Annotated in this window: 18 protein-coding genes and 2 tRNA genes; 16 read left to right on the forward strand and 4 right to left on the reverse strand. The window is 44.9% G+C overall.

Going from position 1 to position 23,201, the window contains the following annotated elements; genetic code table 11:
* Positions 1 to 15 precede the first annotated feature (15 nt).
* Positions 16 to 312, reverse strand: a complete 297-nt coding sequence (gene yhbY / locus K5620_RS06040) for a ribosome assembly RNA-binding protein YhbY (RefSeq protein ID WP_016402383.1) — start codon at positions 310 to 312, stop codon at positions 16 to 18.
* 114 nt (positions 313 to 426) lie between these two features.
* Here yhbY and rlmE point away from each other — a divergent pair, with 114 nt between their 5' ends.
* The 15 genes from rlmE to tadA all read left to right on the forward strand — a co-directional run bounded on the left by rlmE (position 427) and on the right by tadA (position 15,568).
* Positions 427 to 1,056: a 23S rRNA (uridine(2552)-2'-O)-methyltransferase RlmE gene (gene rlmE, locus K5620_RS06045; protein WP_016402382.1), complete on the forward strand. Its 630-nt coding sequence runs from the start codon at positions 427 to 429 to the stop codon at positions 1,054 to 1,056.
* 49 nt (positions 1,057 to 1,105) lie between these two features.
* A complete protein-coding gene (ftsH, locus tag K5620_RS06050; protein WP_040307330.1) occupies positions 1,106 to 3,049 on the forward strand; it encodes an ATP-dependent zinc metalloprotease FtsH in 1,944 nt (647 codons plus the stop codon).
* A gap of 62 nt (positions 3,050 to 3,111) precedes the next feature.
* Positions 3,112 to 3,942 (forward strand): dihydropteroate synthase, encoded by an 831-nt coding sequence (gene folP, locus K5620_RS06055; protein WP_016402380.1) that lies wholly within the window; start codon positions 3,112 to 3,114, stop codon positions 3,940 to 3,942.
* Complete coding sequence (gene glmM / locus K5620_RS06060) at positions 3,942 to 5,279, forward strand: phosphoglucosamine mutase (RefSeq protein ID WP_040307319.1); 1,338 nt, start codon at positions 3,942 to 3,944, stop codon at positions 5,277 to 5,279. Before folP ends, glmM begins: the two co-directional genes overlap by 1 nt.
* A 159-nt stretch (positions 5,280 to 5,438) precedes the next feature.
* Positions 5,439 to 5,783 carry a preprotein translocase subunit SecG gene (gene secG, locus K5620_RS06065; protein ID WP_016402378.1) on the forward strand — a complete coding sequence of 115 codons (345 nt, stop codon included), beginning with the start codon at positions 5,439 to 5,441 and terminating at the stop codon, positions 5,781 to 5,783.
* Between the two features lie 5 nt (positions 5,784 to 5,788).
* Positions 5,789 to 5,874, forward strand: a tRNA-Leu gene (locus tag K5620_RS06070).
* 53 nt (positions 5,875 to 5,927) lie between these two features.
* Positions 5,928 to 6,004, forward strand: a tRNA-Met gene (locus K5620_RS06075).
* 144 nt (positions 6,005 to 6,148) lie between these two features.
* Positions 6,149 to 6,607, forward strand: coding sequence for a ribosome maturation factor RimP (gene rimP / locus K5620_RS06080; RefSeq protein WP_016402377.1), 459 nt, complete (start codon positions 6,149 to 6,151; stop codon positions 6,605 to 6,607).
* Positions 6,608 to 6,619: 12 nt separating this feature from the next.
* Positions 6,620 to 8,116 carry a transcription termination factor NusA gene (gene nusA / locus K5620_RS06085; RefSeq protein WP_016402376.1) on the forward strand — a complete coding sequence of 499 codons (1,497 nt, stop codon included), beginning with the start codon at positions 6,620 to 6,622 and terminating at the stop codon, positions 8,114 to 8,116.
* A gap of 23 nt (positions 8,117 to 8,139) precedes the next feature.
* A complete protein-coding gene (gene infB, locus K5620_RS06090; RefSeq protein ID WP_016402375.1) occupies positions 8,140 to 10,797 on the forward strand; it encodes a translation initiation factor IF-2 in 2,658 nt (885 codons plus the stop codon).
* Positions 10,798 to 10,887: 90 nt separating this feature from the next.
* On the forward strand, positions 10,888 to 11,304 hold the full coding sequence (gene rbfA / locus K5620_RS06095; RefSeq protein WP_016402374.1) for a 30S ribosome-binding factor RbfA: 417 nt from the start codon (positions 10,888 to 10,890) through the stop codon (positions 11,302 to 11,304).
* On the forward strand, positions 11,304 to 12,251 hold the full coding sequence (truB, locus tag K5620_RS06100; protein ID WP_016402373.1) for a tRNA pseudouridine(55) synthase TruB: 948 nt from the start codon (positions 11,304 to 11,306) through the stop codon (positions 12,249 to 12,251). The genes rbfA and truB overlap by 1 nt, the downstream gene beginning before the upstream one ends.
* Before the next feature lie 101 nt (positions 12,252 to 12,352).
* Positions 12,353 to 12,622: a 30S ribosomal protein S15 gene (gene rpsO / locus K5620_RS06105; protein ID WP_016402372.1), complete on the forward strand. Its 270-nt coding sequence runs from the start codon at positions 12,353 to 12,355 to the stop codon at positions 12,620 to 12,622.
* 185 nt (positions 12,623 to 12,807) lie between these two features.
* Positions 12,808 to 14,922 (forward strand): polyribonucleotide nucleotidyltransferase, encoded by a 2,115-nt coding sequence (pnp, locus tag K5620_RS06110; protein WP_016402371.1) that lies wholly within the window; start codon positions 12,808 to 12,810, stop codon positions 14,920 to 14,922.
* Positions 14,923 to 15,058: 136 nt separating this feature from the next.
* The gene (tadA, locus tag K5620_RS06115) at positions 15,059 to 15,568 is read left to right on the forward strand and encodes a tRNA adenosine(34) deaminase TadA (protein WP_016402370.1); all 510 of its coding nucleotides are present in this window, start codon (positions 15,059 to 15,061) and stop codon (positions 15,566 to 15,568) included.
* Here tadA and K5620_RS21800 read toward each other — a convergent pair.
* Positions 15,548 to 15,682 (reverse strand): hypothetical protein, encoded by a 135-nt coding sequence (locus K5620_RS21800; RefSeq protein WP_016402369.1) that lies wholly within the window; start codon positions 15,680 to 15,682, stop codon positions 15,548 to 15,550. The two genes, tadA and K5620_RS21800, sit on opposite strands and share 21 nt — an antisense overlap.
* A 105-nt stretch (positions 15,683 to 15,787) precedes the next feature.
* Positions 15,788 to 17,257 carry a membrane-bound lytic murein transglycosylase MltF gene (gene mltF, locus K5620_RS06120; RefSeq protein WP_016402368.1) on the reverse strand — a complete coding sequence of 490 codons (1,470 nt, stop codon included), beginning with the start codon at positions 17,255 to 17,257 and terminating at the stop codon, positions 15,788 to 15,790.
* 180 nt (positions 17,258 to 17,437) lie between these two features.
* Here mltF and purL point away from each other — a divergent pair, with 180 nt between their 5' ends.
* Complete coding sequence (gene purL / locus K5620_RS06125) at positions 17,438 to 21,331, forward strand: phosphoribosylformylglycinamidine synthase (protein WP_016402367.1); 3,894 nt, start codon at positions 17,438 to 17,440, stop codon at positions 21,329 to 21,331.
* A gap of 63 nt (positions 21,332 to 21,394) precedes the next feature.
* Here purL and K5620_RS06130 read toward each other — a convergent pair whose 3' ends face one another.
* Positions 21,395 to 23,056, reverse strand: a complete 1,662-nt coding sequence (locus K5620_RS06130; RefSeq protein WP_016402366.1) for a methyl-accepting chemotaxis protein — start codon at positions 23,054 to 23,056, stop codon at positions 21,395 to 21,397.
* Between the last annotated feature and the right edge of the window lie 145 nt (positions 23,057 to 23,201).

Here is a 23,201-nt window from a genome sequence, read left to right on the forward strand (position 1 = left end):
CTAAAGCCGCTTTTTTTATTTGCGTGGTAATTCAATCTTTTTATCTTCACTAGGGCGATAGATAATCAATATATGGCCAATCACCTGAACCTTCACCGCTGAAACTTTATCTACAATGGTATCGGCAATAAGCTGCTTCATTTCACGATCGTCGGTAGCAATTTTTACCTTAATCAATTCATGATGAGCAATGGCGACTTCAATCTCAGCCAAAATTCCTTCGGTCAATCCATTTGAGCCAAGCATTACCACTGGCTTTAGGTTATGAGCCAAGGATTTCAGGTGCTGTTTTTGTTTGTTGGTTAGTTGCATGAAACTTTCTGCTTACTCGGGGTTGAAAAAAGCACATTCTAGCGCCATCTAATCACTAATACTATTTTATAATCATGATACCGTGCGGTTTTGTAACTATAGTGGAAACTATTTGTGACCAATAAAAAACATACTGCCAGCTCTAAACGCTGGTTAACTGAACATTTTGATGACCACTATGTGCAAAAAGCCCAAAAGCTTGGCTTGCGTTCAAGAGCGGTATTTAAAATTGAAGAGATTCAAAATAAAGATAAGTTGCTAAAACCGGGCATGACCGTAGTTGACCTTGGTGCTGCACCTGGTGGTTGGTCTCAATACTGCGTGGAGCAAGTCGGTTTAGATGGCCATGTGATTGCGTGTGACATTTTACCTATGGATCCAATTGCTGGCGTGGACTTTCTGTGTGGCGATTTTCGCGAAGAAGAAGTGCTAAACGCTTTGCTCGAACGAGTGGGTGAGAAGAAAGTTGATGTTGTGTTGTCAGACATGGCGCCCAATATGAGTGGCAACAATAATGTTGACCAATCACGTGCAATGTATTTAGTTGAACTAGCATTAGATATGTGTCGTGAAGTGCTTGCGCCAAAAGGCAGCTTCGCAGTAAAGGTATTCCAAGGAGAAGGCTTTGATCAATATCTCCAGCAAGTACGTTCTATGTTTACCAGTGTGAAAACTCGTAAGCCAGATTCCTCAAGGGCTCGCTCTCGAGAAGTCTATATAGTGGCTAGTGGCTTTAAACTATAGTACGCTAGATAATAATTCTTATTTAAAAATAACCGGTGAGGTTTTCGTCTTGAGTGACATGGCAAAAAATCTGATTCTGTGGCTGGTAATAGCTGTGGTTTTGATGTCTGTATTCCAAAGCTTTAGCCCTGATTCAAGCAGTGGTCGGCAAATGGACTATTCCACCTTTGTGAAGGAAGTGAATCAAGAACAGATCCGCGAAGTGCGTATTAGTGGGCAAGATGTTAAAGGCATCAAGCGTACTGGTGAGCAATTTAGCACTATCATTCCCTTGCACGATAAAGACCTACTTAATGATCTTATCAACCACAATGTAAAGGTATTGGGTGAGCAACCCGAAGAGCAGGGGCTATTAACTTCTATCTTCATTTCTTGGTTCCCGATGCTATTGCTAATCGGTGTATGGATATTCTTCATGCGTCAAATGCAAGGCGGTGGTGGTAAAGGCGCTATGTCTTTTGGTAAGAGTAAAGCGCGCTTAATGAGCGAAGACCAAATTAAAACCACTTTTGCTGATGTTGCAGGTTGTGATGAAGCCAAAGAAGAAGTAGGTGAGTTAGTCGATTACTTGCGAGATCCAACTAAGTTCCAAAAGCTTGGTGGTAAAATTCCGACTGGCGTATTAATGGTTGGTCCTCCAGGTACCGGTAAAACCTTACTTGCTAAAGCTATCGCTGGTGAAGCAAAAGTACCTTTCTTTACCATTTCTGGTTCAGACTTCGTAGAAATGTTCGTAGGTGTTGGTGCTTCACGTGTTCGTGACATGTTTGAGCAAGCTAAAAAGTCTGCTCCGTGTATCATTTTCATCGATGAAATTGATGCAGTAGGTCGCCAACGTGGTGCCGGTTTAGGTGGTGGGCACGATGAGCGTGAACAAACACTAAACCAAATGCTAGTTGAAATGGATGGGTTCGAAGGTAATGAAGGCATTATTGTTATTGCTGCAACTAACCGCCCAGACGTATTAGACCCAGCGTTATTGCGCCCTGGTCGTTTCGACCGCCAAGTAACGGTAGGCTTGCCAGATATCCGTGGTCGTGAGCAGATTCTAAAAGTGCACATGCGTAAAGTACCTTTGGGAGATGGTGTAGATGCCGCGGTAATTGCACGTGGTACTCCCGGCTTCTCTGGTGCAGATTTAGCAAACCTCGTTAACGAAGCCGCGTTGTTTGCCGCTCGCGGCAGTAAGCGCACTGTTTCGATGGAAGAATTTGAAAAAGCTAAAGATAAGATCATGATGGGCGCAGAGCGTAAATCGATGGTTATGACTGAAGCCGAAAAAGAGATGACTGCTTACCACGAAGCAGGCCATGCAATTGTTGGTCGCTTAGTACCAGAGCATGATCCTGTATATAAAGTGAGTATTATTCCGCGTGGTCGCGCTTTAGGTGTAACAATGTACTTGCCTGAGCAAGACAGAGTGAGCCATAGCAAACAGCATTTAGAAAGCATGATCTCTAGCTTGTACGGTGGGCGCTTAGCTGAGCGTATTATCTACGGTGATGAGAAAGTATCTACCGGTGCTAGCAATGATATTGAGCGAGCAACTGAAATTGCCCGTAAGATGGTTACTCAATGGGGTCTTTCAGAGTCTATGGGGCCGCTGCTTTATGCTGATGAAGAAGGTGAAGTATTCTTAGGACGCAGTGCTGCTAAAACTAAGCATATGTCTGATGATACCGCCAAGGCCATCGACTTAGAGATTCGCTCCGTCATTGATCGTAACTATCAGCGCGCTGAATCGTTGTTGACCGAAAACATGGATATTCTTCATACCATGAAAGATGCGTTAATGAAGTACGAAACCATTGATGCTCGACAGATAGACGATTTGATGGAGCGTAAAACTCCTCGTCCACCGGCTGATTGGGATGACTCAGACAAGCCAACACCACCCGAATCTAATGACAAAGGTGATGAAGCTAAAGCTGACGAAGCAAAAACTGATGCACCTGAGCCACCTAAAACCATAGGTGAAGATCCTGCTCAGTAAGGCTTAAATTAAGTTGTTAGCCCTGTAAGTCGCTTACAGGGCTTTTTTGTAAGTAAAGAAAAATGACTATTACACTCAATATTGGTCCTCATCAATTCAAACGCCCGGTGATTATGGGCATTCTCAATGTTACGCCTGATTCATTTTCCGATGGCGGCTCTTATGTTTCTCATGAGCAAGCACTAGCACGTGTAGAGCAAATGCTTAAAGAAGGTGCTGATATAATTGATGTGGGCGGAGAGTCTACGCGACCAGGCGCTGCGGATGTTTCATTAACCGAGGAACTACAACGAACCGTTGGTGTGATTAAGGCTATTAAACAGCGTTTTGATTGCTTGGTTTCGATAGATACCAATAAAGCTCAAGTGATGCAGCAAGCTGTTGAAGCGGGCGCTGATATTATTAACGATGTTTGCGCCTTAACTAATCCAGGGGCGCTAGAGGTTGCGGCTGATTCAGGGGTGCCAGTGTGCATTATGCATATGCAAGGTAAACCTAGAAGTATGCAAGCTAACCCTCAATACGATAATGTCGTGAGCGAAGTAATTACTTACTTAAAGCAACGAGTTGAGAGCTGTGTAGCTGCAGGCATTGTTGAATCGAATATAATAGTTGACCCAGGTTTCGGTTTTGGTAAAACTCTTGACCACAATTTTCAGCTGCTTGCCCAATTAAATGAGTTTAAGCAGCTCGGCCTACCGATTTTGGCGGGCGTCTCCCGCAAGAGCATGTTTGGTAAGCTGCTGGGTAAATCTCCAGATAGCTTAATGGCAGCTAGTGTAGCTGGTGCTGTATTAGCTGCTCAACAGGGAGCACACATATTTCGTGTACATGACGTTCAAGAAACGGCTGATGCACTAAACGTTTATTCAAAAGTACAGATGAGTAAGTAATGACAAGACGATATTTTGGCACGGATGGCGTTCGCGGTAAGGTGGGTGAGTACCCAATTACCCCTGAATTCGCTTTAAAACTAGGATGGGCAGCCGGTAAGGTCTTGTCGAGCACGGGAACACGTAAGGTACTAATCGGTAAAGATACACGAATCTCTGGCTATATGCTGGAATCAGCCCTAGAAGCAGGCCTTTCCGCCGCGGGTGTTCAAGCAAGCTTTGTAGGCCCTATGCCTACACCAGCAGTTGCCTACCTAACTCGTACTTTTAGGGCTGAAGCGGGCATTGTGATTAGTGCTTCTCATAACCCTTACTACGACAATGGTATTAAGTTTTTCTCTGCTAATGGCACTAAGTTACCAGATGAAGTGGAGTTAGCGATTGAAGCTGAGTTGGATAATCCAATGACCTGTGTAGATTCAGCTGCGTTAGGTAAAGCTCGCCGTATTGAAGATGCAGCGGGTCGTTACATTGAGTTTTGTAAAAGTACTTTTCCTAATAAATACAACTTATCAGGCCTTAAGATTGTAGTGGATTGCGCACACGGTGCCACTTATCACATTGCACCAAAAGTATTTAGCGAGTTGGGTGCAGAAGTAGTTGCTATTGGTAACCAGCCTGACGGTCTGAATATCAATGAGAAATGTGGTGCTACCGATACCGGCTTATTAGCTGAAAAAGTTTTAGAACACAAAGCAGATCTTGGTATCGCGCTCGATGGCGATGGTGATCGTGTCATGATGATCGATCAACATGGTGTACAAGTTGATGGTGACGAGATTCTCTATATTTTGGCCAAAGACGCTAAGTTAAGTAATCACTTAAGTGGCGGTGTTGTTGGCACACTAATGAGCAATTTGGCGCTAGAGCAAGCCTTTGCCGAAATGGATATTCCGTTTAGCCGAGCTAAAGTTGGTGACCGCTACGTTATGGAGCAATTATCTGAGCGCGGCTGGACTTACGGCGGCGAAAACTCTGGTCATATTATTTGCTTGGGTCATACCACAACAGGTGATGGTATCGTTGCTGCACTGCAGGTTCTAGCTGCTATGTTGGCACAAAAACAGAGTTTGCGAGGTTTACTAAGTGATTTAACGCTTTATCCTCAATTACTGGTCAATGTGCGCTTTAAAGGTGATAGCGATCCATTAAGCAGTGACTTAGTGAAAAAAGCTCAAGCTAAAGCCGAGAATCAACTAGGTGACTCAGGCCGAGTATTGCTTCGCAAATCTGGTACAGAGCCATTACTGCGCGTAATGGTCGAAGGGGCGGATTCTGCTCTAGTAGAACAATGCGCTAACGATATCGCTGATGCTGTAAGAGCTGCTTGCAACTAAAGCGAACAATAATTAAACGGTTGAACACAGAGTAGAAGTTTTTTGAGCTTGGCGCTTGTATTAGTAGCAGAGGTTCGCTAATATTCGCCCGCTTTGGTGACTTGTGTTTCACTAAATGACGGTCGGAATGAAGACCGACCCACACTTAGGTGAAAGAGAATGTACGAAATTTTATTAGTAGTTTATTTAGTTGTTGCACTGGCTTTGATTGGTCTAGTGTTAATTCAGCAAGGCAAGGGTGCTGATATGGGCGCATCTTTTGGCTCTGGCGCATCTAACACAGTATTTGGTTCTTCTGGTTCAAGTAACTTCTTAACTAGAGCAACCGCTATTTGTGCAACGTTGTTTATTGTAATCAGCTTGGTGTTAGGCAACCTTTCAGCCAAACAAACCCAACAAGTTGATGAATGGAGCGATTTGTCTCAGCCTGCTGCTGAACAAGTGCTTCAAGATGCTGATGTTCCAGCATCACCAGCAAACCCTGGTAGCGACGTACCTAACTAATTTTAGCCGAGGTGGTGGAATTGGTAGACACGCTATCTTGAGGGGGTAGTGTCCTATGGACGTGCGGGTTCAAGTCCCGCTCTCGGCACCAATAGTTATTTTTGCATCCTGTCAGAGTGATTGATATAATCCTCGGCAATCGGACGCGGGATGGAGCAGTCTGGTAGCTCGTCGGGCTCATAACCCGAAGGTCGTCGGTTCAAATCCGGCTCCCGCAACCAACTATCAAATACTTAGGTAGTGATAGTGTTAAAGGCTCAGAAATTTTAAAGCCCCGCTTCATCGGGGCTTTTTGTTATTTTCTCGCCGCACCTTAGGTGCTAGAACTGGGCTTTACGCCCTTTTTTTGTTTCTGGAGGGGAACCTTGGCAACTGTAGAACAACGATTAACTGACATGCTTACTCCAGCGGTTGAAGCGCTGGGTTTTGAGCTTTTAGGTATCGAATATGTTAGTGCTGGCAAGCACTCGATCGTGCGTTTGTTTATTGACCACGAAAACGGCATTAATGTCGACAATTGCGCCGACGTAAGTCGACAAGCTAGCGCTATTTTGGATGTTGAAGATCCAATTAGCACTGAATACAACCTTGAGGTGTCATCTCCTGGTTTAGAACGCCCTCTTTTTAAAGCGGAACACTATCAACGTTTTATTGGTGAGATTGCTTTTCTACAGGTACGTATGCCTGTAAACAATCGCCGTAAATGGCAGGGTGAAATTATTGCTGTTGAAGACGACACAGTCGTTTTAGCAGTAGACAAAGAACAACATCGGATCGCGCTAGGTAATGTACAAAAAGCGCATCTGGTTCCCCAGTTTGACTAAAGAGGGTCAGGAATGAACAAAGAAGTCTTGTTGGTTGTTGATGCGGTATCGAACGAAAAAGCTCTACCGCGTGAAAAAATCTTTGAAGCTATGGAAATTGCTTTAGCAACGGCAACCAAGAAAAAGTATGAAGGCGATATTGAAGTTCGCGTTGATATCGATCGCAAAGACGGTAGTTTTGATACCTTCCGTCGCTGGATGGTTGTTGAAAATCAAGAAGCGATTGAAAATCCATACCGTGAAATTACTTTAGAAGCAGCCCAATACGAAGAGCCAGAAATTGAACTTGGTGATTATGTTGAAGAGCAAATTGAATCTGTAGTGTTTGACCGCATTACTACGCAAACTGCTAAGCAAGTTATCGTACAGAAAGTACGTGAAGCAGAGCGCGCTCAAGTTGTTGAACAATATTTTGACCAAGTGAATGAATTGGTAACAGGTGTTGTTAAAAAGGTAAGCCGTGAAAATATCATCGTTGACCTAGGTAACAATGCTGAAGCAGTTATTCATCGCGAAGAATCACTTCCTCGTGAAGCTTTCCGCCCGGGTGACCGTGTTCGTGGTTTGCTGTACGAAGTGAAACCAGAAGCTCGTGGCGCTCAATTGTTTATGAGCCGTACTCGCCCAGAAATGCTGATCGAGTTGTTCCGTATCGAAGTGCCAGAAATTGCTGAAGAGATGATTGATCTTAAAGCTGCTGCTCGCGATCCAGGTTCACGTGCGAAAATTGCTGTGAAAAGTAATGACCGCCGCATCGATCCGGTTGGTGCTTGTGTTGGTATGCGCGGTGCGCGTGTTCAGGCCGTTTCAGGTGAACTTGATAACGAGCGTGTAGATATTGTGTTGTGGGACGATAACCCAGCTCAATTCGCTATTAACGCCATGGCTCCAGCTGAAGTTGCTTCAATCATCGTAGACGAAGATAGCCACTCAATGGATATCGCTGTTGAAGCTGATAACCTTGCCCAAGCTATTGGTCGTAACGGTCAAAACGTACGTCTAGCGTCTCAACTTACTGGTTGGGAACTAAATGTAATGACTGTTGAAGACGCAAACAATAAACACCAAGCTGAAGCTCAAAAGGCTATCGATACGTTTGTTCAATACCTAGATATTGATGAAGAGTTCTCTACCGTTCTTGCTGAAGAAGGTTTCACTTCTTTAGAAGAGATTGCTTACGTACCAGTAAGCGAACTACTCAGCATTGACGGCCTAGATGAAGATATCGTTAACGAGTTGCGTGAACGTGCTAAAGCGGCACTAGTAACCGAAGCTCTAGCTAAAGAAGAGTCTTTAGATAACGCCGAGCCAAGTGAAGAGCTACTTGCTCTTGAAGGTATGGAACGTCACCTAGCGTTTGTACTGGCAAGTAAAGGCGTGATTAGCTTAGAAGATCTTGCAGAGCAAGGTGTAGACGAGCTGGAAGATATTGAAGAGTTGTCGGAAGAGAAAGCCGGCGAACTGATTATGGCCGCCAGACAGATTTGCTGGTTTGGCGACGAAGAATAAGGTCGACGGAGGACAATAGCCCGATGACAGAAGTTTCAATTAAACAACTCGCGACCGACGTGGGAACAAACGAAGATAAATTAATTCAGCAATTTGCAGATGCTGGTATTAAAAAGTCTTTAACCGACAATGTTACTCAAGAAGAGAAAACTAAGCTTCTTGAGCATCTAAAATTACAGCATGGTGAAGAAAGCTCGCCAAGCCGCATGACTTTAAAGCGTACAACCAAGAGCACCCTAAGTGTGTCTGGTACTGGCGGTAAGTCTCGCGCAGTTCAAGTAGAAGTGCGTAAAAAGAAAACTTACGTTAAACGCAGCGCTGTAGAAGAACAAGCGAAGCAAGAAGCTGAAGAAAAAGCACGCCTAGAAGCTGAAGAAGCAGCTCGTGTTGAAGCTGAAGCCGCTGCAAAGAAAGCCGCTGAAGATAAAGCTAAGCGTGAAGCAGAAGAGAAAGTGAAGCGAGAAGAAAAAGCGGCAGCTGCAGCAGCCGCTGCGGCAAAAGCTAAAGAAGCTGAAAAACAGTCTGACGCAGAAAAATCCCCTGAGCAATTAGCTGCAGAGAAAGAAGCTGCCGATATCTTGCGTAAGCAAGAAGAAGCAGCAATTGCGAAAGCTGAGGCCGAAGCTGAGAAAAAAGCAGAAGAAGCGAAGAAGCTAGCAGAAGAAAATGCCGCGCGTTGGGCCGAAGAAGAAAAAGCCCGTAAAAAGCGTGAAGAATCTGCCGATTACCACACAACTACATCTACTTATGCTCGTGCTGCAGAAGATGAGCAAGAGCAAAAAGCTGAAGCTCCTCGCCGCAAAAAGCGTAAAGCTAAGCAAAACGACGATAACAATAACAATCGTCGCGGTGGCCGCAAAGGTAATAAACGTCAAGTTGCTACTCCAACGACTATGCAGCATGGCTTCAACAAGCCTGCGCAACCGGTTGAGCGTGAAGTACGCATTGGCGAAACCATTTCAGTTGGTGAATTAGCTAGCAAAATGGCAATCAAAGCCACTGAAGTGATTAAAGCCATGATGAAGATGGGCGCAATGGCGACCATTAACCAAGTTATTGACCAAGAAACTGCAACGTTGGTTGCTGAAGAACTTGGCCATAAAGTGGTTCTAGTTAAAGAAAACGCGCTTGAAGAACAAGTAATGCAAGAAGCGGAATCAACCGGTGAGCAAACAACTCGTGCACCAGTTGTAACTATTATGGGTCACGTTGACCATGGTAAAACCTCGCTACTAGATTACATTCGTCGCGCTAAAGTTGCCGATGGTGAAGCTGGCGGTATTACCCAGCATATTGGTGCTTACCATGTTGAAACTAACGACAACATGATCACCTTCTTAGATACTCCAGGACACGCTGCGTTTACCTCGATGCGTGCTCGTGGTGCTAAAGCAACCGATATTGTTGTATTGGTAGTGGCTGCAGATGATGGTGTAATGCCACAAACTATTGAAGCGATTCAGCACGCCCGTGCTGCTGAAGTGCCATTAGTTGTAGCGGTAAACAAAATCGATAAAGAAGCCGCCGACCCAGATCGCGTTAAAACTGAACTATCACAACACGATGTTATTCCAGAAGACTGGGGCGGCGACGTGCAATTTGTTCACGTATCAGCGAAAAGCGGTGAAGGTATTGATGACTTATTAGAAGCGATTGTGCTTCAGTCTGATGTGCTAGAGCTTACTGCTAGCCATGTTGGCGCAGCATCGGGTGTGGTAATTGAATCTCGTCTTGATAAAGGTCGCGGTCCAATTGCATCTATCTTGGTACAACACGGTCAGTTAGAAAAAGGCGACATCATTCTTTGTGGTCTTGAATACGGTCGTATTCGTGCCATGAAAGATGAAAACGGTAAAGACATCGAAACTGCCGGTCCTTCAATCCCTGTTGAGATTTTAGGTCTGTCTGGTGTACCACAAGCTGGTGACGAAGCTACAGTTGTTCGTGATGAGAAGAAAGCTCGTGAAGTTGCTCTTTACCGTCAGGGTAAATTCCGTGATGTTAAATTAGCACGTCAGCAAAAATCTAAACTTGAAAACATGTTTGCCAACATGGAAGAAGGTGAAGTTCAAGAGCTTAACATTGTACTTAAATCTGATGTACAAGGTTCGCTTGAAGCGATTGCTGATTCTCTGTCTAAGCTTTCAACTGATGAAGTTAAAGTTAACATTATCGGTCGTGGTGTTGGTGGTATTACCGAAACTGATGCAACGCTAGCCGCTGCGTCTAACGCTATCGTACTTGGCTTTAACGTTCGTGCCGACGCAACTGCGCGCCGTATCATCGAAACCGAAAGCGTAGACTTACACTACTACAGCGTAATCTATGACTTAATCGATGAAGTTAAGAGTGCAATGACCGGCTTGCTTGCTCCAGAATTTAAACAACAAATTATGGGCTTAGCTGAAGTTCGTGACGTATTTAAGTCACCTAAGCTTGGTGCTATTGCAGGTTGTATGGTACTTGAAGGTCAGGTTAAGCGTTCTAACCCAATTCGTGTTTTACGTGAAAACGTGGTTATTTATGAAGGTGAGCTAGAGTCACTTCGCCGCTTTAAAGATGACGTAAACGAAGTACGTAACGGTATGGAATGTGGTATCGGCGTTAAGAACTATAATGACGTTCGTGCTGGTGACCAAATCGAAGTATTTGAGATTGTTGAAGTTAAGCGTAGCTTGTAAGCTCGCCACTTAATTAATCTCTAAGATGGGGGCTTGCGCCCCCATTTGTGTTTTCAATACTCCCTTGGGAGTGGTATCAGGAGAAATGTGATGCCTAGAGAATTTAGCCGCCCAGATCGGGTAGCCCAACAAATTCAAAAAGAAGTTGCGATGATTTTGCAGCGAGAAGTTCGAGACTCACGCTTGAGCTTAGTGACAGTATCTGCCGTTGAAGTAACCCGTGACCTTGCTTACGCTAAAGTGTTTGTGACCTTTTTAGACGATAGTGAAGAAGCGGTAAAAGCTAGCTTAGAAGCGCTAGAAGAGCACGTAGGTTACGTTCGTCATTTGTTAGCTAAAGCAATGCGCTTGCGTGCTGTACCAGAATTACGCTTTCAATATGATGGCTCACTTCGTGAAGGTTTGCGTATGACTGAGCTGGCGACTAAAGCAGTTAAAGATGACCAAGAAAAAGCCGAAGCATCAGGTCGTAGCTTGGGCAACGGTGAAGAGCAAGAGGGCGAGTAATGGGACAAGGACGCAGAAAAAAGGGTAGAGCTATTGACGGTATCCTTCTGCTGAATAAACCTACTGGCGTTTCTTCAAACGGAATTTTGCAGCGAGTTAAGCGAATTTATTTTGCTCAAAAAGCCGGACATACTGGGGCTCTAGATCCGCTTGCCACTGGTATGCTGCCAATTTGCTTAGGGGAAGCCACTAAGTTTTCACAGTTTTTGTTAGATTCCGATAAACGTTATCAGGTTACTGCTCAACTCGGTGTTCGAACTAATACCTCTGATTCCGATGGGGAAGTGGTTGAACAGCGTGATGTGAATGTTAATCAAGCCGAGATTGAAGCTGCATTAGCATCATTTCGTGGTGCGATAAATCAAGTGCCTTCTATGTTCTCTGCGCTAAAGCATAACGGTAAACCTTTGTATTCTTATGCTCGAGAAGGCATTACGATTGAACGTGAAGCGCGGCCAATTACTGTTTATGAAAACAACTTTATTTCATTAGATGGCGATATGCTGACCTTAGATGTTCATTGCAGCAAAGGTACTTATATTCGCACCATTATTGATGATCTAGGTGAAATGCTAGGTTGTGGCGCGCATGTAGTTAAATTGCATCGCTCGCAGGTAGCGACTTACCCAAGCGAACGAATGGTGACACCAGAACAATTAGAGGCGTTATTAGAACAAGCTAACGAGCAAGATATTGCTCCTAAAGAGTTGCTTGACCCTTTATTGTTGCCAATTGATTCGGCCGTCGCCCATTTGGCGGAAGTGAATATTCCCGAGACATTAGGTGGATATTTAATGCAAGGCCAAGCGATGCAAGTCGCTGGCGCTCCGTTAAATGACGTGTTCAGGTTAACCATCGGCGAGCAGCATCGTTTTGTTGGCATTGGTCAATTAAACGATGATGGTTTAGTGGCACCTAAACGCTTGATTCAAAATAGCGATAGTTAGGCGAGTTGCTTGCAACTCATTAGGGCGCACTATATAATGCGCGTCCTTCTTCGCTGAGTTAGTGATTGGCGGAGAGTAAATTTACATTTTTAGGAGTTAGTATGTCACTAAGTAGCACTGAAAAAGCAGCAATCGTTGCAGAATACGCACGTGAAGCAGGAGACACTGGTTCTTCTGAAGTTCAAGTTGCTTTGTTAACTGCACAGATCAACCACTTGCAAGGTCACTTCAAGAAGCACATCCACGATCACCACAGCCGTCGTGGTCTACTACGCATGGTTAGCCAGCGTCGTAAATTACTTGACTACTTGAAGCGTAAAAACCAAGCGAGCTACGCTGAATTGATCGCTAAATTGGGCCTACGTCGTTAATTTTAACGTCGCCAAGAAAGAATACCGAAAGGGAGCCGAATGGCTCCCTTTTTTGTTGCTTAAATAAAAGTCACAAAGTGGTGTGATAACAGTGGTTTTAGTAAGGATAAAGTTATCTTTTGACAAGCCATTGCTTTATACTTTAGCGCGAATTGAAAAGAGAACATAAATTAAAGGAAATTCACGTGAATCCTATCGTAAAAACGTTTAAATACGGTGAGAATACAGTCACCATTGAAACTGGCGCTATCGCTCGTCAAGCTACAGCTGCCGTAATGGTTACTATGGATGATACAACAGTATTTGTATCAGTAGTGGGTAAAAAAACTGCTACACCTGGCCAAGATTTCTTCCCGTTGACTGTGAACTACCAAGAACGTACTTACGCAGCAGGTAAAATTCCTGGTGGTTTCTTCAAGCGCGAAGGTCGTCCTTCGGAAGAAGAAACGTTAATCGCACGTTTGATTGACCGTCCAATCCGTCCATTGTTCCCAGATGGCTTCGTAAACGAAGTACAAGTTGTGGCAACAGTGGTTTCTGTAAATCCACAAGTTCAACCAGACATCGTGGCGTTAATCGGTACTTCTGCGGCGCTAAGCCTTTCAGGTATTCCATTTAACGGCCCAATTGGAGCTGCTCGTGTTGGTTACATCGATGGTAACTACATCCTTAACCCAACCACTGAAGAGCTACCAGAAAGCAAGCTAGACCTTGTTGTAGCAGGTACCGAAAGTGCCGTTCTTATGGTTGAGTCAGAAGCAGAATTACTTTCAGAAGAAGTAATGCTTGGCGCGGTTGTTTATGGTCATGAGCAATCAAATGCGGTAATTACTGCCATTAACGAACTGTGTGAAGAAGCTGCTAAACCAGCTTGGGAATGGGAAGCGCCAGAAGTTAACGTTGCACTTAAAGATAAAGTAGCAGCATTAGCAGAAGCTAAGTTAACTGAAGCTTACCAAATTACCGACAAAGCAGAGCGTTACGCTGAAGTTGGCGAAATCAAAAAAGCGGTTGTTGAAGCATTAACTGCTGAAGACGAAGCGCTAGACAGCCAAGAAATTGGTGACGAGTTAGGTAAGTTAGAGAAAAATGTAGTTCGTTCACGCATTATCGCTGGTGAGCCACGTATCGATGGTCGCGAACCAGATATGATTCGTGCGCTAGACGTAATGACTGGCGTATTACCACGTACTCACGGTAGCTCTGTATTCACCCGTGGTGAAACTCAGGCTCTTGTAACATGTACACTAGGTACAGAACGTGATGCTCAGATGATTGACTCGCTAGCTGGCTTGCAAACATCTCGCTTCATGCTTCACTACAATTTCCCTCCATACTGTGTTGGCGAAACGGGCTTCATCGGTTCACCTAAGCGTCGTGAAATTGGCCACGGTCGTTTGGCTAAGCGTGGTGTTGCAGCGGTAATGCCAAGTGCTGAAGACTTCCCATACACTGTACGTGTAGTATCTGAAATCACTGAATCAAACGGTTCTAGCTCAATGGCTTCTGTTTGTGGTAGCTCACTAGCACTTATGGATGCGGGTGTGCCAATTAAAGCCTCTGTTGCGGGTATCGCAATGGGTCTAGTGAAAGAAGGCGACAAGTTCGTTGTTCTTTCTGACATCTTAGGTGATGAAGATCACTTAGGTGACATGGACTTTAAAGTGGCTGGTTCTTCTGAAGGTATCTCTGCATTGCAGATGGATATTAAGATTGAAGGTATCACTAAAGAAATTATGGAAATTGCCCTACGCCAAGCGCAAGGTGCACGTTTACATATTCTAGGTGTTATGGACCAAGCTATCGGTACTTCTCGTGAAGAGATTTCTGAGTTTGCTCCACGTATCCATACGCTTAAGATCAACCCAGAGAAGATCAAAGACGTAATTGGTAAAGGTGGTGCAACTATTCGTGCACTTACTGACGAAACTGGCACTACTATCGAAATCGAAGATGACGGTACAGTGAAAGTTGCAGCAACTGATAACGCGCAAGCTCAAGAAGCGATTAAGCGTATTGAGCAGCTAACTGCTGAAGTTGAAGCGGGCCAATTCTACGAAGGTAAAGTTGTTCGCCTTGCAGACTTCGGTGCATTTGTTGAAATCTTGCCAGGTAAAGATGGCCTAGTACACATTTCGCAAATCTCTCAAGAGCGTGTTGCTAATGTTTCTGACCACCTAACTGTTGGCGACATCGTGAAAGTTAAAGTACTAGAAGTAGACCGCCAAGGCCGTGTACGTCTAAGTATTAAAGAAGCGGCTGCGCCTAGCGAAGCACCAGCAGAAAAGCCTGCTGAATAAACGTTTCAATAAATAGCTAAGCCGGCCTTGTGCCGGCTTTTTTGTTTTTGTTAGAGAATAGGGGGCTTGTTGGGGGCTTTAGTCAGGCAGCTTTCAGGTTTACAATGTGGCGAGCAAAACAGGTAAGGATAAGTACTTGGACAATACTGATATTGACTGGATGAATCATGCACTGCTGTTAGCAGATAAAGCAGAAGCACAAGGAGAGGTGCCAGTTGGAGCTGTGGTTGTTTACCAAGACGAAGTAGTGGGTGAAGGCTGGAATCAAACGATTACTCTTAACGATGCTACTGCCCATGCTGAGATACTAGCACTGCGAGAAGCAGGCAAGAATATCGGCAATTACCGGCTATTAGATACCACGCTTTACGTTACTTTAGAGCCCTGCTCTATGTGTGCAGGAGCCATGGTGCACGCACGCGTGAAACGATTGGTTTATGGTGCCAGCGATCTTAAAACAGGCGCTGCGGGAAGTGTGTTTAATATTATTGATTGTGAGCAGTTAAATCATCGAGCTGAGGTAGAAGCGGGAGTATTAGCGGAACAGTGCAGTGAGAACATTAGTCGTTTTTTTCGCAAGCGTCGTGAACAACACAAGCTGCGAAAAAAACAACAGAGCAGTGGTTTACTCAGCGACGCTGACTAAACCCATTTCAGTCAAAACAAAAGAACGTTGTCTTAACAAAACCTTACGGTGCTGACGAGCCAATTGAATTCGGCGACGTGGCGAGTGAAGGGTAACGCGTTTCTTTCTAATCATACTATCCTCTCCATTGCGTAGGCAGGACGCTTTACAGTTTTTAATCTCCATTACAGATTAAGCATAAAACATGACAGTTATGTGACAAATCGTCAAGATTATTCTTTAGTTAATGGTATCAACTTCTGTTTTATTTGGTTCACTAGCCTCGACGCTGGGATTATTCACTGGATAAGGTGCACGATTCTTCATTAACTCCTGACGGCGTTGCGACTCTTTTTTCTGAGCATCTAGCCACAAAAGGCTTTGATAATACTGCCTAATGTTGTTTACATAGTTGTAGGCTTCTTGCCCGCGAGCGTAACCATAACGAGTTTGTTGGTACCATTTTTTACGCATAAGCAGTGGCAGGTTTTCTTTAACATCTACCCAAGCATCTGGATCGCCGCCACGCATTCGAGTAATTCGCCTAGCATCTAACATATGGCCAAAACCTATGTTGTAAGAGACAAGAGCAAACCATATTTTGTCATCTTCACGGACGCTATCGGGCACTCGGTTTATTAGTTTTTGCAGGTATTCAGCGCCGCCACGAATGCTTTGTTCTGGATCTAAACGATTAGTGACTCCCACAGATTTAGCTGTTGGTAGGGTCAACATCATCATACCGCGCACACCGGTGAAAGATTTAGCATGCGGGCGCCAGTGAGATTCTTGATAAGACACTGCCGCGATCAGGCGCCAGTCTAACTTACCTGCGTATTGCTTAAACCAGTCTTCGTATTTGGGGAGCCGAGTACTGGTAGAGCGTAAGAAGGCCCGAGTATCGACATAATCGAAACGTTGAATGTGGCCAAAATAGCGTTCGTACAAACGAGTAATGTCACCATTGCTGTGTTTATCACCAATAAATTCGATTAGCGCGCTGTATAAACTGTCATCACGCAGGCGGTTTACCATCCAAACTACAGACGTAGATTCGCTTAAGGTAAAAGCTTCAGCTAGGTCTGGGTAAAAGCGTTGATGCAAAGCGAGGGTGGTGTCATCCACCAAGGCGAAGCGGATGTCTTCATCAACAATGCTTTTGAGTAATTCGCTACTGTCTAGGCGGTCTGTGGCTTCAATGGCTAATTCTGGGTGTTCTTTGCGGTAGCTCTTAAGCAAAGGTTGATGATAGCTACCTGTGGTTATCCATAATGGAGAATCCACTTGGCTAATATCACGCGGGCGGCGAGTATTTTTTTTATAAACAACCTTGGCGTCTACTTTATATATCTCTGGAGAAAAGCGAAAGTTTTCGCGTAGCGCATTGGTTGGCGATAGCGCTGCAGCTAATAGATCGACCTGATTGTTATGCAAACCTCGATAAAGCTCTGTTTGGTTATATAAAGGCACCATTTGCAACTCAACACCTAAATAGTTAGCAAAGTCTTCCAATAACTCGTATTCCATGCCCGTAGGTTGTTCATGTTGGTCGTAATAGAAGATTTGCTGGCTATACAAGGTGCCCACGCGCAGTTTTCCACGTTGGCGAATTTGCTCTAGCTCTGAGACAAAGGGGTTGGGTTCGCAGCCTTGTAATACAAACAAAGCGAGCAACGCTAGAAGCAGGGTGAAGCGTTGCTGTTTAATCATCAAATCTGGTTTCCACGCTATTATTTTTATTCGATTTTAGGGATATACGCTTGGCTGTCTAGCTTTAAGCGTTGTTTTCCTCGTCAAGCTAACGTTTTGTTTACCATTGTCGCAGTTTTTATCTATAATACGCGCAATTTTCCCCCTCCCACCTCCATCTGGAAAAGCGAGCACATAAATATGTTGGTACTACGTGGTGCACCTGCACTGTCTGAGTTTCGAATTGCGCAATTGTTAAAACGCTGCGCAGAGCAAGACCTTCCTGTTACAGCTATCTATGCTGAGTTTATGCATTTTGCTGATATCTCAAGTGATTTGACTGATGCTGAACAACAAGTATTAGATAAGTTATTGACCTACGGCCCTACTATTGCCGAGCATCAGCCTACTGGCCAGTTGCTATTAGTAGCTCCCCGTCCAGGTACAATTTCTCCTTGGTCTTCTAAGGCAAGTGATATTGCACATAACTGTGGTTTAGCCAATGTAACGCGTTTAGAACGCGGTATTGCTTACTATGTAGATACCAGTAGCGAACTAAACGAGCAACAAAGCAAACAGCTTAAAAGCTTAATTCACGACCGTATGATGGAAGTGGTATTTGCAGAAACCGAACAAGCTAGCGCATTGTTTGAACACGCAAGCCCTGCACCGTTTGAGTCGGTAGACATTCTATCTGGCGGTAAGCAAGCCTTAGAACAAGCTAACCAAGAATTAGGTTTGGCCTTGGCCGATGACGAAATCGACTACCTAGTAGAAAATTTCGAAAAAATGAAGCGCAACCCTAATGACGTAGAGCTAATGATGTTTGCTCAAGCAAACTCAGAGCACTGCCGCCATAAAATCTTTAATGCTGATTGGACAATCGATGGCGTAAAACAGCCAAAATCATTGTTCAAAATGATTAAAAATACCTATGAATTGAACAGCGATTACGTATTGTCGGCGTATAAAGATAACGCAGCGGTAATGACAGGTTCAGTGGCTGGCCGCTTCTTCCCAAATGCTGAAACTAAGCAATACAACTACCATCAAGAAGATATTCATATCTTGATGAAAGTAGAAACGCATAACCACCCAACGGCAATTTCTCCTTACCCTGGCGCGGCTACCGGCTCTGGTGGCGAAATTCGTGATGAAGGTGCAACCGGTCGTGGTTCTAAACCTAAAGCTGGCATGGTTGGTTTTACCGTTAGTAATCTACGCATTCCAGGTTTTGAGCAAAGCTGGGAAAGTAACTTTGGTAAGCCAAGTCGTATTGTAGATGCTTTAGAAATAATGATTGAAGCACCGTTAGGCGGCGCAGCGTTTAACAACGAATTTGGTCGCCCTAATATTTTGGGTTATTTCCGTACTTACGAAGAGCAAGTAGAAAGCTTTAACGGTAGTGAAGTACGTGGTTACCACAAACCAATCATGTTGGCGGGTGGCCTAGGTAACATTCGTGAAGATCATGTTGAGAAAGGTGAGATTCCGGTTGGTGCTAAAATCATTGTACTTGGTGGCCCAGCCATGAACATTGGTTTAGGTGGTGGTGCTGCCTCTTCAATGGCTTCTGGTCAATCGAGTGAAGATCTAGATTTTGCCTCAGTACAGCGTGAAAACCCAGAAATGGAGCGTCGCTGTCAGGAAGTTATCGACCGTTGTTGGCAACTAGGTGATGCTAACCCTATTGCATTCATTCACGATATTGGTGCTGGCGGTTTATCGAACGCTTGTCCTGAACTGGTTGATGACGGCGGCCGTGGTGGTATTTTTGATTTGCGCAGCGTGCCAAATGATGAACCAGGCATGTCGCCACTAGAAATTTGGTGTAACGAATCTCAAGAGCGTTACATGCTAGCTGTTGCACCTGAGCATTTGGATGTGTTCGACGCCATTTGTAAGCGCGAACGTGCCTTATATGCAGTTATTGGTGTAGCAACAGAAGAGCGTGATTTGATTCTTCACGATTCTCACTTTAACAACGATCCTATTCGTATGCCGCTAGAAGTACTTTTAGGAAAAGCACCTAAAATGCATCGCGACGTCAAAACCGCAACGTTTAATGGCCCGGCCTTTAATGGTGATAAGCTTGATTTAGCAGAAGCCGCAGAACGATTGTTACGTTTACCGGCCATTGCAGAGAAAACCTTCTTAATCACTATTGGTGACCGTAGTGTTACCGGTTTAGTGGCGCGTGATCAAATGGTTGGTCCTTGGCAGGTTCCGGTTGCTAACTGTGCGGTAACGGCGGCAAGTTACGATACCTATCATGGCGAAGCTATGTCGGTGGGTGAGCGCACGCCTGCAGCACTGATTGACCATGCAGCCTCGGCACGCTTAGCGGTAGCGGAAGCATTAACTAACATTGCAGCTACGAACATTGGTTCGTTAAACAACATTAAGTTGTCGGCTAACTGGATGTCAGCAGCTGGTCACCCAGGCGAAGACGCAGGTTTATACGCTGCAGTTAAAGCGGTAGGCGAAGAGCTTTGTCCAGCATTAGGTCTTACTATTCCGGTAGGTAAAGACTCGATGTCGATGAAGACTGCTTGGCAAGATGAAGGCCAAGACAAAGCGGTGACTTCGCCACTTTCTTTAATTATTAGTGCCTTTGCTAAAGTTGAAGATATTCGCTTAACGGTTACCCCGCAGCTGCGTAATGACGCTGGTGATACCGACCTAATTCTTATCGACCTAGGCCACGGTAAAAACCGCTTGGGTGCCTCTTGTTTAGCGCAGGTTTATAAACAGCTTGGTAATAAAGTACCGGATGTAGATTCACCTGAACTACTAAAAGGTTTCTTTAACGCGATTCAAGTACTTACTGCTGAGCAGAAACTGCTTGCTTACCACGATCGCAGTGATGGTGGCTTGTTCACTACTGTTGCTGAAATGGCTTTTGCTGGCCATTGTGGTGTAGACGTAGCGCTAGACTTATTGGCTGGTGATACGTTAGACGTGCTCTTTAGTGAAGAGCTTGGTGCGGTGATTCAGGTTAAAACTGAAGAAAAAGAAGCCGTACTAAACGTTCTAGCTGGACACGGTTTAGCATCTTGTAGCCATGTTATTGGCTCACTAAACGATGATGACGCGATTCGCTTCACCCGTAACGGTGAAGTTGTACTGGCGAATACGCGCACTTATTACCGCGGTATTTGGGCTGAAACAACTTATCAAATGCAAGCGCTGCGTGATAACCCTGAATGTGCCAAGCAAGAATTTGATGCCAAATTTGATGCCGCAGATCCAGGCCTTAATATCGGTTTAAGTTTCGACATCAACGAAGATGTGGCCGCGCCTTACATTGTTAAGGGGTTAAAACCAGAAATGGCGATTTTACGTGAGCAGGGTGTTAACTCGCATCACGAAATGGCAGCCGCCTTTGACCGAGCTGGTTTCGCAGCAGTAGATGTGCATATGAGCGATATTTTGGCTGGCCGAGTGAGCCTAGATAAGTTCGCAGGTTTAGTGGCTTGTGGTGGCTTCTCTTACGGTGACGTACTTGGTGCTGGTGAAGGTTGGGCGAAGTCGATTCTGTTTAACAGCCGAGCGCGTGAACAGTTTAGCGCATTCTTCGAGCGTAACGATTCTTTTGCTCTTGGTGTATGTAATGGCTGTCAGATGTTATCGAATCTGAGCGAGCTAATCCCAGGAGCCGATTTATGGCCGCGTTTTGTACGCAACGAATCTGAGCGTTTTGAAGCACGTTTTAGTTTGGTAGAAGTGCAGCAATCACCTTCTATCTTCCTAAATGGTATGGCGGGTTCACAAATGCCTATCGCAGTTTCTCATGGTGAAGGCCGTGTGGAAGTGCGTGGCCAAGCGCATCTAGATGCCTTGGCGAGCAGTGGTACTGTGGCGCTACGTTATGTAGATAACTATGGCGAAGCTACAACTCAATACCCAGCTAACCCTAATGGCTCGCCGCTAGGTATTACTGGCCTTTCTTCAAAAGATGGCCGAGTAACCATTATGATGCCTCACCCAGAGCGTGTATTCCGTACGGTAGCGCACTCTTGGCACCCTGATGACTGGCGCGAAGATAGCCCTTGGATGCGTATGTTCCGTAATGCGCGAGTTAATGTTGGTTAAACAGCACTAAATAAAAAAGCCACCTTAGGGTGGCTTTTTTGTTATTAGAAAGGTTGTTTGAGCTTACAAAGTAAAGCGTTTTACCAGCTTTTCTAGCTGCTCGGCACGCTCGTTAAGGTTTAGGCTACCTGCGCGGTTCTCTTGAGCTAGGCTAGCTGATTGACTCGATTGATCGGCAATTTGCACAATACGTTGAGATATTTCTTGGCCCACGTGGCTTTGCTCTTCGGTAGCGGTGGCAATAAGCGCATTCATATCCATGATGTGTTGAATCGACTCTTTAATCAGCTGCAGCGCATCACTGGCGGCATTGGCGCCACTAACGGCTTCGCTACTGCGTTCTTGGCTCGTATCCATTGCGGTAACCGCTGCGTCAGAGCCACTTTTTAATCGTTCAATCATTTCATGAATTTCACCGGTGCTTTGTTGGGTGCGGCTGGCTAATTGGCGAACCTCATCAGCAACAACGGCAAACCCTCGGCCTTGCTCACCAGCGCGTGCAGCTTCAATAGCTGCATTTAACGCTAATAGGTTGGTTTGTTCGGCAATGCCTTGAATTACCCCTAAAGCCGAGGAAATATTCTGTACATCGCCTTCTAACTTGCTAATCACTTCACTGGCTTGACCAATCTCATCGGCTAGATGTTGCACAGTGGTAACTGCGCTGCCTACCGTAGTCATAGCTTGACCTGCGTTGTTATCAACTTCTTGTGCCGAGTTGGCTGCTTGGTTAGCGTTGTCGGAGACGTCATGAGCCGAAGCGGTCATTTCAGTCATCGCCGTGGCCACTTGTTCAGTTTCTTCACGTTGTTCCACAAGCAGTTGGTCAACGCTGTTGGCGCGGTCAGACATCGATGAGGTTTCTTTAGCTACATCAGAAGACACTTTACCTACCATGCTAATAATGTCGTGAAGAAGCGAGATGAAGGCATTAAAGTTATTGGCTAATTGGCCAAACTCATGAACATAGTCAGTTCGCAGGCGTGCGCTTAAGTCTGCATCGCCACTGGCGAGCTTTTCGAAGGACTGATTTAAATCTTGTAGCGGCGCCATAATGCTGCGGTTAATAAAGTAACTGATCACCACAGCTAAGCCGAGCAGGGCAATGCCGGTAATAAAGATAAATAGCATTGACGACTCAAGGCTAGCTTGGGCTTCGGCTTCCAGTTTTGCAATTACGGCGTCAACATCATCGGTATAAAAACCAGTGCCGATGAATAAGTCCCATTTATCGAGGTAGATGGCGTAACCTAGTTTTGGTAATGCTTCACTACCACCTGGTTTAGGGAAGTAGTAAGTATAGAATTCACCGTTTTTTGATGCTTTTAGTAAATCACGGATGATGTATTGGTTGTGTTTGTCTTGCAGTGACCAAAAGTTATCGCCAATACCTTTATCGCTAGCGCCAAGTAACTTTCGTACCCCGGTTTTGTCATAGCCAAATATGTAACCACTCTCGCCATACTTTAACCGTTTAAGCGTTGGCATCGCTTGCTCTAGGCTACCCCCACCTTCATAGATATCGGCTATCGATGAATAGGCCATATCTAGATAGGCCTTTAGCTCTGCTTTTTTCATCTCCATCATGTTTTCTTGTGTTTCTGATGATTGAGCCTGACTCAGAGCTTTAGTTTCGGAGTAGCTTAAAAAAAGCATACTAGCGGCCAAAATAAGAACCGGCCCTAAGGCCAAAATAAGTAAACGTTGGCGTATAGTTAGAGACATAGTTCGCTCCCTGCGGTTGATATTTTTTAGAGGTATTGTTGAGTTGTTATCGGCAGACTAGCACAAGGATTTAAGCTTTTTTGTGAATTGATTCTGCTACTTAGCAATAGATATAAAAAAGCCCCTTTAATTTAAGGGGCTTTGC

The sequence above is a fragment of the Agarivorans albus genome (assembly GCF_019670105.1).
Taxonomy (GTDB): Bacteria; Pseudomonadota; Gammaproteobacteria; order Enterobacterales; family Celerinatantimonadaceae; genus Agarivorans; species Agarivorans albus.

What these genes read in the sequence shown, in the direction of transcription:
- K5620_RS06130 (WP_016402366.1), bottom strand. Translation starts at nt 23,056, where the DNA reads ATGTCTCTAACTATACGCCAACGTTTACTTATTTTGGCCTTAGGGCCG.
- mltF (WP_016402368.1), bottom strand. Translation starts at nt 17,257, where the DNA reads ATGATTAAACAGCAACGCTTCACCCTGCTTCTAGCGTTGCTCGCTTTG.
- folP (WP_016402380.1), top strand. Translation starts at nt 3,112, where the DNA reads ATGACTATTACACTCAATATTGGTCCTCATCAATTCAAACGCCCGGTG.
- K5620_RS21800 (WP_016402369.1), bottom strand. Translation starts at nt 15,682, where the DNA reads ATGATTAGAAAGAAACGCGTTACCCTTCACTCGCCACGTCGCCGAATT.
- secG (WP_016402378.1), top strand. Translation starts at nt 5,439, where the DNA reads ATGTACGAAATTTTATTAGTAGTTTATTTAGTTGTTGCACTGGCTTTG.
- glmM (WP_040307319.1), top strand. Translation starts at nt 3,942, where the DNA reads ATGACAAGACGATATTTTGGCACGGATGGCGTTCGCGGTAAGGTGGGT.
- purL (WP_016402367.1), top strand. Translation starts at nt 17,438, where the DNA reads ATGTTGGTACTACGTGGTGCACCTGCACTGTCTGAGTTTCGAATTGCG.
- truB (WP_016402373.1), top strand. Translation starts at nt 11,304, where the DNA reads ATGGGACAAGGACGCAGAAAAAAGGGTAGAGCTATTGACGGTATCCTT.
- infB (WP_016402375.1), top strand. Translation starts at nt 8,140, where the DNA reads ATGACAGAAGTTTCAATTAAACAACTCGCGACCGACGTGGGAACAAAC.
- rbfA (WP_016402374.1), top strand. Translation starts at nt 10,888, where the DNA reads ATGCCTAGAGAATTTAGCCGCCCAGATCGGGTAGCCCAACAAATTCAA.
- yhbY (WP_016402383.1), bottom strand. Translation starts at nt 312, where the DNA reads ATGCAACTAACCAACAAACAAAAACAGCACCTGAAATCCTTGGCTCAT.
- rpsO (WP_016402372.1), top strand. Translation starts at nt 12,353, where the DNA reads ATGTCACTAAGTAGCACTGAAAAAGCAGCAATCGTTGCAGAATACGCA.
- nusA (WP_016402376.1), top strand. Translation starts at nt 6,620, where the DNA reads ATGAACAAAGAAGTCTTGTTGGTTGTTGATGCGGTATCGAACGAAAAA.